The following is an 11,551-nucleotide window of genomic DNA, read 5'->3' as shown; positions in this document are numbered from 1 at the left end:
AGCTCTGCGCCGCTTCGCCTGCCCTTCGCTTTGCTGCCATCCTTGTCGAGACACCCCATGTCGCCCTCGCTGCCCGAAGCCAAACTGGACCTGCTGCTCGCCCGCCATGCCGCGCTGGAAGCCGAGCTGATGGGGCCGGTCAATGCCGACAACTACGTCAAGATCACCCGCGAACTCGCCGAGCTGAACGAGCTGGTCGAGGCGGTGAAGGCCTATCGCCAGGTGCGCGACGAGATCGGCGACATCGACGCGATGCTGGCCGATCCCGACACCGACCCCGAGATGCGGGCCATGGCCGAGGCCGAGCAGGCCGCGCTCGCCGACCACGTCCAGGAGCTGATCCAGCAGATCCGGATCGCGCTGTTGCCCAAGGACGCGATGGACGAGCGCAACGTGATGCTGGAAATCCGCGCCGGCACCGGCGGCGACGAAGCCTCGCTGTTCGCCGGCGACCTGTTCCGGATGTATGAGCGCTTTGCCGCGCTGCAGGGCTGGAGCGTCGAGGTGATTTCAACCTCTGAAGGCACGGTCGGGGGTTTTAAGGAAATCATCGCCGAGGTGAAGGGCCGCGGCGCGTTCGCCAAGCTGAAATTCGAATCGGGGGTGCACCGGGTGCAGCGCGTGCCCGACACCGAGACCCAGGGCCGCATCCACACCTCGGCGGCGACCGTGGCGGTGCTGCCCGAGGTCGAAGAACTCGACGTCGAGATCAAGCAGGAAGACCTGCGCATCGAGACCATGCGCGCCCAGGGCGCCGGCGGCCAGCACGTCAACAAGACCGAATCGGCGATTCGCATCACCCATTTGCCGACCGGCATCATGGTGATGATGCAGGACAGCCGCTCGCAGCACAAAAACCGCATGTCGGCGATGAACATCCTGCGCTCGCGCATCTATGACGCCGAGCGGCAGCGCGCCGATGCGGCGCGTTCGGCCGAGCGCAAGGAAAAGGTCGGCTCTGGCGACCGCTCCGAGCGCATCCGCACCTATAATTTCCCGCAAGGCCGCGTCACCGACCACCGCATCAACCTGACGCTGTACAAGCTGCCGCAGGTGATCGCCGGCGATAGCTTGGGCGAATTGATCGACGCGCTGACCACCGAGCACCAGGCGGCGCAGCTCGCCGCGCAAGGTGATTAGCGGCGAAGTGAGCATGAGCGTCGCGGCGCGCCCCCTCACCCGGCGAGCTTCGCTCGCCCCCCGATCCCACAAGGGCAGAGGGAATTAAGGACCGCGGGCTTGAACGATCCCCGACCAGGCGTGCCGCTCGCCGGCCAGACCATCGCCGCCGCACGCCGCAGCTTGGCGTCGCATTTGCGCGGCCACGGCCTCGAATCACCCGATCTCGAGGCAAGGCTGCTGATCGGCGCGGCGCTGCAGCTCGATCTCACCGGCCTGGTGCGCCATGCGGAACGGGCGCTGACCGCCGCCGAAGCCGACGGCTTGGAAGCGATGGCGCGCCGCCGAATCGCTGGCGAGCCGATCGCGCGCATCATCGGCAGCCAGGAATTTTGGGGCCTCGACTTTGCTCTCTCCGCAGAGACGCTGGTGCCACGGCCGGATACCGAAACGCTGATCGACGCCGCGCTCGATCTCATCCCGGCAGGCCGCGGCGGCGCGGCGCTGCGAATCGCCGATCTGGGCACCGGCACCGGCGCGATCCTGCTGGCACTGCTGTCGGAATGGCCGGGCGCGTTCGGCATCGCCACCGATCTGAGCCTGGGCGCGCTGCACACCGCGCGCGGCAACGCCCGAAAGCTGGGGCTCGCCGAGCGGGCGCATTTTGTGGCCTGCGACTATGCCAGCGCGCTGGCGCCGGGCTTTGACCTGATCGCCTCCAACCCGCCCTACATCCCGGCCGCCGAGATCGGAACCCTGGCGATCGAGGTCCGCGACCACGATCCGCGCCGGGCGCTCGACGGCGGCGATGACGGGCTCGACGCCTATCGACGGATCGCTCCGCAGGCTGCGGCGTTGTTAAGGAGCGGCGGTCTGGTGCTGCTGGAGGTCGGCCAGGGCCAGAGCGCTGCGGTGGCCGAATTGCTGGAACTGGCCGGGTTAACGATTGATCAACCACCCCGCTACGACCTCGGCGGTATTGCCCGAGTGGTGATCGGCCGCAAACCATGACCGCAGGGATCGGAATAGCTTGCAAAAAACTGCTTGGAATATCGCGTGAGAGCGACTACGTTCCGGCCACGACATAGGTCCAGGGATGCGGGCCCCGCGCATGCTGCGGGTGAGGGCGCAGGTTCTCGGCAATGAGAACGCCCTGATCAATTTGGTTCCAAAAGATGGGTTGGTTGAGCGCGCCAGCGACGCTGCGCAGCTTGCACCCGCGAAGCGGACGAAAGCCTGTTTTGCTCTTGATAACTCACGTGAGGCGACCTGAGCTTGTCCCGGCTGGCTGACTGAGTCGGACCGGCCGGTGGGCGTTGACGCTCGCCGGCGACAGGGAACGCGTTTGCGAACGCGGCAGTCGGCACAAAGATCTGAACGGCGGTGCAATCGGGATGCTTGGCGCGTCCGGCGACGGCCGCGGCAACCTCGAATCTCTTGGGTGTGGTGAGAAGGCTCGACATGAGGAACGGTCAGAACAACAATAAGCGGCTGCGCAACCGGAATAATAATGGCAACAACAACCGGCGCGGCCAGAATCCGTTGACCAGGGTTTTCGAATCCAACGGTCCCGACATCAAAATCCGCGGCACTGCCTCCCACGTCGCCGAGAAATACGTGCAACTGGCCCGCGATGCCCGCAGCTCCGGTGACCCGGTTGCCGCCGAAAACTATTATCAGCACGCCGAGCACTACTTCCGGTTGATCGCCGCCGCCCAGGAGCAGTTCCGCCAGAATCAGCCGCAGCCGCGCATCGACAACGACACGCAGGACGACGGCCCGGATTTCGACAGCGACGGCTATTCCAATTTTGGCGCCGAGCCGGGCCTGCCGGCCGCCCCCGTTGCCGTCCAACCGCAGCCCCAGCCGCGCGAACACCGCCCGCAGCCGCAATACCAGCCGCAGCCGATGCAGCCGAGCAGCGACAGTGTCGATCGGCTGCCGTCGTTCATCACCGGCCCGCAGCCGCAGATCAACGGCTCGAGCTTCGAGGGCGGCGACCGCCCGGACCGCTATCCGCCGCGCCGTCGGCGCCGTTCCCCGGGTCCGCGCGGCGAAGCAGCCGGCGTGGCGCCGGTGGCCGCTCCGGCGGCAGCGGTGGCCGACGACTTCTCGGCGCCGAGCAACGAGTAATTCGGGTCGCTGGACCGCCCCATTGATCGCGTGATGGCCGGGCTTGTCCCGGCCATTGTCGTCTCTGAGCTTGTTGAGCTTGACGCTGACGGGTTCCACCCATGACCCATCATGCCCGTGCTTGAGCGCGGGCATCCGAGGTTGGGCGGGTCTTTGGACGTCAGCGGCTCGGCGTGGGCGGCGGCAAGGCACGCACGGGATTGCCGTCGGCCTGCGGCTCCATCCGGCTCGGCACCAGCACCGGCTGCAACGCCGGGATCAGCCGGGTGCGCTCGCGGCGCACCGGCGTCGCCCGCACCACCTCCTTGGTGGCTTCCACGATATGGACCCCGGCAAACGGCAGCGACATTGCCGCGCCGACCCGCTCCCAGGCCGGGGCCGATTGCAGCATCCATTGGTGCTCGACCGGCGGCAGGAACAGCGCATCGCTCCAATTGACTGGCGTGAACCAGCAGCGCCGCAACAGTTCGGCGATCTGCGAGCGCGAATAGGGCCGGCCGTGGCCGAACGGCGTGGTGTCGGTGCGCGCCCAGACCCCGCCGCGATTGGGCACAATCGCCATCAGCCGGCCTGACGGCGCCAGCACCCGCCACAATTCCCGCATTAAACCATCGGGATCGTCCGACATTTCCAAAGCATGGACGATCAGGATGCGATCGACCGCGGCGTCCGGCAGCGGCAGCGAGCATTCCTCGACCAGCGTCGACAGCGTCGGCCGCGCGGTCGGCCATTTCAGCACGCCCTGCGCCGCCGGCATGAATGCCAGGCAGCGTTCGCAATCCTTGCGAAACAGCCCAAGATAGGGCGTCGAATAGCCGAGCCCGACCACCCGCAGCCCATGGGCGTTCGGCCAATGCCCGACGATGCCACGGTTGATCAGCCGCCGTGCCATTGCGCCGAGGCGATTGGAGTAGAAATTGCGCAGCTCGATCACATCGATCGTCATGATCCGCTTCTACCACGTCGCCAAAGGCGGCCGAGCCTCGCCCGATCGCCGGAAATCGCTCATTGCCGCGGGAGCGTTAACGCCATATTTCACCCGACCAGGGGCCGCCCGCCCCCTCCGAGCGATCACCTGTACGGAGCTTTCATGGCCGCCGAGATCCGCCTGTCTCCCTGCCTGAACGACAATTTCGGTTACCTGGTGCACGACGCCAGCACCGGCGCCACCGCCGCGATCGATGCGCCGGACGCCGCGCCGATCCGCGACACGCTGCAGCGCGAAGGCTGGACCCTCACCGATATTCTGCTGACCCATCATCACGGCGATCATGTCGGCGGGGTGGCGGCGCTCAAGGAGGCATATGGCTGCCGCGTCGTCGCGCCGCACGATAGGACGGCGGCGCTGCCCCTGGTCGACCTGCGGGTCGCCCAGGGTGATGTGGTCAAGGTTGGCAGCCTGCTGGCGCGCGTATTGGAGACACCGGGACATACACTTGATCATGTGGTTTACGTGTTCGACGACGACAAGGTGGTGTTCACCGGCGACACGCTGTTTTCGCTCGGCTGCGGCCGCTTGTTCGAGGGCAGCTACCCGATGATGTGGGATTCGCTGCTCAAGCTGCGCGCGCTGCCCGACGACATGCTGATGTATTGCGGCCATGAATACACCGCGGCCAACGTCAAATTCGCGCTGACGATCGAGCCTACCAATCCCGCGCTGCTGGCCCGCGCCGCTGAGGTGACCGAATTGCGCAGCGCCGGCCAGCCGACCATTCCGGTGCGGCTCGGCGTTGAGAAGAGCGCCAACGTATTTCTGCGCGCCGACGATCCGGCGGTCGCCGCCGGGGTACGGCTCAAGGGTGCCGATCCGATCGCCGTGTTCACAGAACTACGCGAACGCAAGAACAAGTTTTAATGCCCCATCCGCCCCAGCTCAGCGCCCACGACATCATCGCCCGGCTCGGGCTGCAGCCGCATCCCGAGGGCGGCCATTATCGCGAGACCTTTCGCGATCCCCGCGGCCAGGACGATGGCCGCGCCCACTCCACCGCGATCTATTTCCTGCTGGCGCGCGGCGAGCGCTCACATTGGCACCGGATCGATGCCGTCGAGATCTGGCACTATTACGCCGGCGCGCCGCTGACGCTGCGGATCGCCGATGGCACCGGGCTGCGCACGCTGCGGCTCGGCGCCGATCTCGCCGCGGGCGAGCTGCCGCAAGGCATCGTGCCGCCCCATGCCTGGCAGGCGGCGGAAAGCGAAGGCGACTGGACGCTGGTCGGCTGCACGGTGGCGCCGGGCTTTGACTTCGCCAGTTTTGAGCTGGCCGACAAGGACTGGTCGCCGCCTTACGCGTGACGAGCCGCGACCGATCAGGACCGCTTGCGCCAGATCATGTCCTTGGCGGCGATCAGCCCGCCGCCGGCGATCAGCACTGCGGCAAAGCCGAGCGCCAGGCTCGGCTGCGCGTAGCCGGCCAGGATCAAACAGCCGGTCGATAGCAGCGGCGTCGCGTAAGAGGCTGCACCGATCACCCGGATATCGCCGCGCTTCATGCCGATGTCCCAAGCATAGAACGCCGCGCCGACCGGACCGATACCGAGCGCCAGCGCCGACAGCCAAGCCAGCGCGCTTTGCGGCCACACGGTCTCTTCGACCATGACATGCACCAGCGCCGCCAGCAGCGCGGTGACGGCGCAGAAACCGGCGACCGCATCGGTCGGCACCGCGCGCAGCTGGCGCGACATCACCGAATAGCTCGCCCACACGAACGCCGCGACGAACGCCGCGCCAAGACCGATCAGATGACCGCGCTCGAATTGCGCCGCAGCATTGCCGGCGAACAGCAGCACGGTACCGAGCAGCCCGAGCAGCGCGCCCAGCAAATGATGCCAGCGCAATGTCTCGCCGGGCAGCAAGGATGAGAACAGCACGATCAGCAGCGGCCAAAGATAATTGACCAGCCCGGCCTCGGCCGGCGGCGCGAGCCGCAGCGCCAGGAAATACAGCGCGTGATAGCCGAACAGCCCGCCGACGCCGACCGCCCAGGCGAGCGGTGGCTGCTTCAGCGCGGACACCGCGCCCGGCCGCAGCAACAGGCCGAGCGAACACACCAGCGCGCCAATCGCGAAGGTCATCGCCAAGAGCTGGAACGCGGGGATCGTGCCGGTGGCGACCGTCATCACCGCCAGCAGCGACCACATTGCGATGGCGCTCAGTCCGATCAGCGTGGCACTGCGCACCGTCATAGCGCGTTGCTCGCCATGACGGCGCCAGCGCCGCGAATCAGCTCATGAATTGCCCGCCATTGATCGACAGCGTCGAGCCGGTGATGAAGCCCGCTTCGTCCGCGGCAAGAAACACCACGCCGCGCGCAATTTCTTCCGGCTCGCCCAGCCGATTGACCGGGATCAGTGGCAGAATATTCTTTTCGAGCACCTCTTTGGGCACCGCCTGTACCATCTCGGTGTTGATGTAACCGGGGCAGATCACATTGACGGTGATGCCGCCGCGCGCGTTCTCCAGCGCCAGCGCTTTGCTGAAGGCAATATCGCCCGCCTTGGCCGCCGAGTAGTTGACCTGCCCGAACTGACCCTTCTGGCCGTTGACCGAGGAGATGTTGATGATGCGGCCGAATTTGCGGCTGCGCATCCCTTCGATCACTTGCCGGGTGACATTGAACAGCGAGCCGAGATTGGTGCTGACCACCGCGCCCCATTGTTCGATCGACATTTTGTGAAAGGCACTGTCGCGCGTGATGCCGGCATTGTTGACCAGCACTTCGATCGGACCGAGCTCGGCTTCTACCTTCTTCACGCCGGCGACACAGTCGTCGTACGAGCTCACATCCCATTTGAACACCGGAATTCCAGTCTCGGACCTGAACTTCTCGGCGGCGACATCGTTACCGGCATAGTTCGCTGCGACTCGGTAACCTGCCTCCTTCAGAGCCTTACTGATCGCACCACCGATCCCACGAGTGCCCCCCGTAACCAAAGCGACGCGTGACATATTCCCACTCCTCCCCGCGCGTAAAACCTGGCCCGCGACTTGCGGACCCGGAATCCTGCGCTGCATTTGCCATTGGAAGCGCGATCAGATTCGAGACTTGTTATTGCTGTTGCTGATGACGTCCCCTTTACAGTTCATATCGAGTTAAATCGGCGTTTCGACGAACTTCAAGACAAAAACGCCCGGCACGACGGCCGGGCGTTCAAGATCATTAGGTGCAGTGCAACGATAAGCGCCGCATCATGAGGTGAGCAACGTCAGCCAAATCAGTCGCGCGCCACACACATTGCGATACCCATGCCACCGCCGATGCACAGCGTAGCAAGTCCTTTCTTGGCGTCGCGCCGCTGCATCTCATGCAGCAACGTCACCAGCACGCGGGCGCCGGATGCACCAACCGGATGGCCGATCGCGATCGCGCCGCCATTGACATTGACCTTGGCGAGATCCCAGCCGAGGTCCTTGTTGACGGCGCAGGCCTGAGCCGCAAACGCTTCGTTCGCTTCGATCAGATCGAGATCATCGACAGTCCAGCCGGCCTTCTTCAGCGCGATGCGCGAGGCGGGAATCGGTCCGGTGCCCATGATCGACGGATCGACACCGGCCTGGCCCCACGACACGATGCGCGCCAGCGGCTTCTTGCCTTCCTTGGCAGCCTGCTTGGCGGTCATCAGCACCACCGCGGCGGCACCGTCATTGATGCCGGACGCCGAACCCGCGGTCACGGTGCCGTCCTTCTCGAACGCCGGCCGCAGCTTCGCCATCGCATCCAGCGTCGCGCCGTGGCGCGGATACTCATCGGTATCGACCACCACGTCGCCCTTGCGGGTCTTCACCGTGAACGGCACGATTTCGTCCTTGAACTTGCCGGCCTTCTGCGCCGCTTCGGCCTTGTGCTGCGAGGCGACCGCGAACTCATCCTGCTGCTGCCTTGTGATCTGATACTGCTTGGCGACGTTCTCGGCGGTGTTGCCCATGTGGTAGCCGTTGAACGCATCCCACAGGCCGTCTTTCAGCATGGTATCGACCAGCTCGACCGCGCCCATCTTCACGCCGCCACGCAGATATTGCGCATGCGGCGCCATGCTCATCGATTCCTGGCCGCCAGCGACCACAACTTCGGAATCACCATTGAGCAGCGCCTGATAGCCGAGCGCGACGCTGCGCAGCCCCGAGCCGCACAGCTGATTGACGCCCCAGGCCGGGCTTTCCACCGGAATGCCGGCAGCGATCGACGCCTGACGCGCCGGATTCTGGCCCTGCGCCGCAGTGAGGATCTGGCCCATGATCACTTCGGAAACCCGGCTCGGCTCCAATCCGGCGCGCTCCAGCGCGGCGCGGATCGCCACAGCCCCCAACTCATGTGCAGGTACGGTGGCAAAAGCACCGTTGAAACTTCCGACAGCGGTGCGAGCGGCGCTGACGATGACGACATCGTCGGACATGAGCATTTCTCCTGGGCTTAAACGATTTGGGTACGATTGGACTGAGCTCGCCGGGCGGCGAACCGGGTCTTGGCTATCCTGTTAACCAGATGCTGTGGAGTCAATGTCGCTGAGGTCACATCCTGCTGCAGCGCATTCCAAGAACAGCTGACGACAGTTCTTTCGCAGTGCAGCGTCGCTTGATTAACCTTCGCGAACAAAACGGTAGCAGAACCAGAGGGGAAGTGCTTATTTTATTGCATTGCGCATCGTCTCAGCGGCGGTCCTATCCGTTTATCGTCCTCCGACAAGTGGGTGACCATGGCGAAATCCAACCTGCCGACGACCATCAAGAAGTACGCGAATCGCCGGCTGTACAACACCGGAACCAGTACTTACGTGACTTTGGAAGATCTCGCCGCAATGGTGAAAAACGGCGAAGATTTTCAGGTTTATGACGCCAAATCGGGCGATGACATCACCCGATCAGTGCTCGCGCAGATCATTTTCGAGCAGGAAAACAAGGCCGGGCAGAACCTGCTGCCGACCACTTTCCTGCGCCAGCTGATCCGCTTCTATGGCGACAGCATGCAGATGGTGGTGCCGCGCTATCTCGAGCAGTCGATCGATACGCTGACGCGCGAGCAGGAGAAATTCCGCAAACAGATCTCCTCGACGTTCAGCGTCGGGCCGTTTGCGCCGCTGGAAGAACAAGTGCGGCGCAACATGGAGCTGTTCCAGCAAACCTTCTCGATGTTCAAGCCGTTCGTGCAGACGCCGGGCGCTGCGGTCCCTGAAGTCACGCAGGACAACGCCACCAGCGAATCGGCCGATGACAGCAGCGGCATCGAGGAACTGCGGCGCCAGATGAAGGAAATGCAGGAGCGGCTCGAGCAGATGTCGAACGCCGCCGCCAAGAAAGACGAGTAATACCGTCACGGCGCGTATGACCGCCGATCAGCAAGGCCCCTCGATGCCCGCGCCGGGCATCCGCTCCTTGAAAGCGGTGGGGCGGCATTGGATCGGTGGCATTGAGTCCGGTGGCATTGAGTCCGGTGGCATGGGGTCCGGTGGAATTGGTTAGCGGCAGGCGTCGCGGCAAAGAAACGTCGATAGCCGGGACCTGCCCGGCAAAGACGCATGATGACTTCATCAACCGTTGTTGAGCGCTGATCAGCCCGCCAGCGCGCTGCGCGCAGCGGAACGCCAGGGCCGGTGCGATGACGCCAGCCCGGTCAGCCGGCCCTGAATGTAGTCGCAGCCCCAATCGCGCAGCATCTCGGCGGCGGCCTCATCCTGCACCCATTCAGCCACGGTCTTGATTTCCAGGCGCCGCGCCAGATCGATCAAGGTCTGCACAAAGGCGCGATCATCGGCGGAATGGCTGATGTTCTGCACGAATGCGCCGTCGATCTTGACGATATCGACGCCGAGTGCGCGCAGATTGCGGAACGAGGTGTAGCCGGCGCCGAAATCATCGATCGCGATTCGGCTGCCAAAACCTTTCAGCCGGGTGACGAAGCTGCGGACGTGATCGAGATCCTTGATCGCGACCGTCTCGGTGATTTCCACGATCAGCCGCTGAGCAAGGCCGGGATGCGCCGACAGCAGCGATTCGATCGATGACCACCAATCGGCATCCATGGTGGTTTCCGGCGAGATATTGAGGCTGAGCTCGATCGACGGCGCGGCGGCCAATTCGCTGACCACCAGTTCCAGCACGCGATGATCGACCAGCCGGATCAAACCGAGCTGCTCCGCCACCGGAACGATATCGGGCGCCAGCAGCAATTCGCCGTCCTGCTGCTGCATCCGCACCAGACATTCGTGGAACGCCGTCTGCCGCGAGCCGGCCGAGATCACCGGCTCGAACGCCAGCGCGATCCTACGGTCATTAAGCGCGGTGACGATCTCGTCGGTGACGCGGATATTGACCCGGCGCTGCTGATCGCGCTCGAGGTCGGGCTTCCACATCGAAAACGAGCCGCAGCGCCGCTGCTTGGCGGCGTCGAGCGATTCATGGGCGCGGTTGAGCGCCTCCTCGGTGCTGCGGGCATAGCGCGGCACGCTGACGCCGCCGACCGAGGCGGTAATCGCCACCGGGCCGGAGCTGGTCGGCACCACCTCGCCGCTGACCGCCGCGAGGAACCGTTCCGCGGCGATCACCATGTCGTCGGGGGTGCAGTTCATCAGCACCAGGCCGAACTTGTTGCCGGACACCCGGCCGAGCTGATCGCCGGAGCGCAGCCGCGCGCGGATGCGCTGCGCCACCACGCGGATCACTTCATCGGCGACGTCGAAGCCGAACGAGTCGTTGACCCGCGCCAGATGATCGATGCCAACCAGCATGAACGCGCAATTGCCGCGGAACCGCGCGGCGTCTTCGATCGCTTCGGCGAGCGCGGCGAGCAGATGGGTGCGGTTCAGCTCGCCGGTGAGCGCATCGTTCTGCGCCTGCTGCAGCAATTGCTGATCGCGGGCGTGGCGCTCATTGTTGACCCGCACCACGCCTTCGACGCGCGCCGGCCGGCCATCGGCGCCGGCGATCCAAAACCCAGTTTCCTCGATCCAGCACGGCGGTGCCGAGATCGAGGCCCGCACCGCATATTCCACCCGATAGAGCGCGCGCACGCCGGGCGCCGGCGAGCCGCGCAGCGCGTCGCTGCGGATCGACGCCGACGGCTCCAGGAAACCCGCCAGCGCAGCGCCGCTGCTAAGCGCGCTCGACGGAATGCCCTCGAACACCGTCGCGGCGGCGGCACTCCAGGACATCGCATCCGAAGCGATATCCCAGACGAACGCCGCCTGCCCGAGCTCAGCAAGAATGGTGGTTGCGTTGGGGGCGAGCTCGTTTGGCACAAGCGCGGCTTCGCACGACGGATCGACTGTCACGGTCGCCTCGTTTTGGGACACTTGGGAGG

11 protein-coding genes are annotated in these 11,551 nt (G+C 65.1%); 6 read left to right on the top strand and 5 right to left on the bottom strand.

All coding sequences use genetic code 11. The features are described 5' to 3' along the window. The first annotated feature begins 57 nt into the window (after positions 1–57). The 3 genes from prfA to BJ122_RS15085 all read left to right on the top strand — a co-directional run bounded on the left by prfA (position 58) and on the right by BJ122_RS15085 (position 3,252). A complete protein-coding gene (prfA, locus tag BJ122_RS15095; protein ID WP_110782044.1) occupies positions 58–1,140 on the top strand; it encodes a peptide chain release factor 1 in 1,083 nt (360 codons plus the stop codon). A gap of 99 nt (positions 1,141–1,239) precedes the next feature. Next, positions 1,240–2,130, top strand: a complete 891-nt coding sequence (gene prmC / locus BJ122_RS15090; RefSeq protein WP_110782043.1) for a peptide chain release factor N(5)-glutamine methyltransferase — start codon at positions 1,240–1,242, stop codon at positions 2,128–2,130. 450 nt (positions 2,131–2,580) lie between these two features. Then, positions 2,581–3,252, top strand: a complete 672-nt coding sequence (locus BJ122_RS15085; protein WP_110782041.1) for a DUF4167 domain-containing protein — start codon at positions 2,581–2,583, stop codon at positions 3,250–3,252. A gap of 160 nt (positions 3,253–3,412) precedes the next feature. On the opposite strand, the gene BJ122_RS15080 is transcribed toward BJ122_RS15085, so the two are convergent. After that, positions 3,413–4,198 carry a class I SAM-dependent methyltransferase gene (locus tag BJ122_RS15080; RefSeq protein WP_110782039.1) on the bottom strand — a complete coding sequence of 262 codons (786 nt, stop codon included), beginning with the start codon at positions 4,196–4,198 and terminating at the stop codon, positions 3,413–3,415. Positions 4,199–4,342: 144 nt separating this feature from the next. Between BJ122_RS15080 and gloB the strand changes: the two genes are divergently transcribed. Together gloB and BJ122_RS15070 are read left to right on the top strand one after the other, a co-directional pair. Then, the gene (gene gloB / locus BJ122_RS15075) at positions 4,343–5,110 is read left to right on the top strand and encodes a hydroxyacylglutathione hydrolase (protein WP_110782037.1); all 768 of its coding nucleotides are present in this window, start codon (positions 4,343–4,345) and stop codon (positions 5,108–5,110) included. Then, positions 5,110–5,553: a cupin domain-containing protein gene (locus BJ122_RS15070; protein WP_110782035.1), complete on the top strand. Its 444-nt coding sequence runs from the start codon at positions 5,110–5,112 to the stop codon at positions 5,551–5,553. Before gloB ends, BJ122_RS15070 begins: the two co-directional genes overlap by 1 nt. A 14-nt stretch (positions 5,554–5,567) precedes the next feature. Here the strand turns inward: BJ122_RS15070 and yddG are convergent, their stop codons facing one another. The 3 genes from yddG to BJ122_RS15055 form a co-directional block, all read right to left on the bottom strand. Then, positions 5,568–6,443: an aromatic amino acid exporter YddG gene (gene yddG, locus BJ122_RS15065; RefSeq protein ID WP_110782033.1), complete on the bottom strand. Its 876-nt coding sequence runs from the start codon at positions 6,441–6,443 to the stop codon at positions 5,568–5,570. Between the two features lie 37 nt (positions 6,444–6,480). Further along, positions 6,481–7,206, bottom strand: coding sequence for an acetoacetyl-CoA reductase (gene phbB, locus BJ122_RS15060; RefSeq protein ID WP_110782031.1), 726 nt, complete (start codon positions 7,204–7,206; stop codon positions 6,481–6,483). 266 nt (positions 7,207–7,472) lie between these two features. Continuing rightward, positions 7,473–8,651, bottom strand: coding sequence for an acetyl-CoA C-acetyltransferase (locus BJ122_RS15055; protein ID WP_103012055.1), 1,179 nt, complete (start codon positions 8,649–8,651; stop codon positions 7,473–7,475). Positions 8,652–8,951: 300 nt separating this feature from the next. Between BJ122_RS15055 and phaR the strand changes: the two genes are divergently transcribed. Next, on the top strand, positions 8,952–9,560 hold the full coding sequence (gene phaR, locus BJ122_RS15050) for a polyhydroxyalkanoate synthesis repressor PhaR (protein WP_110782029.1): 609 nt from the start codon (positions 8,952–8,954) through the stop codon (positions 9,558–9,560). A gap of 243 nt (positions 9,561–9,803) precedes the next feature. Here the strand turns inward: phaR and BJ122_RS15045 are convergent, their stop codons facing one another. Then, positions 9,804–11,522, bottom strand: a complete 1,719-nt coding sequence (locus tag BJ122_RS15045; RefSeq protein ID WP_245407742.1) for a putative bifunctional diguanylate cyclase/phosphodiesterase — start codon at positions 11,520–11,522, stop codon at positions 9,804–9,806. Positions 11,523–11,551 lie beyond the last annotated feature (29 nt).

The sequence above is a fragment of the Rhodopseudomonas faecalis genome (assembly GCF_003217325.1).
Lineage (GTDB): Bacteria > Pseudomonadota > Alphaproteobacteria > Rhizobiales > Xanthobacteraceae > Rhodopseudomonas > Rhodopseudomonas faecalis.
The sequence above is the reverse complement of the archived record's forward strand: the minus strand, read 5'-3'. Positions and strand labels throughout refer to the sequence as shown.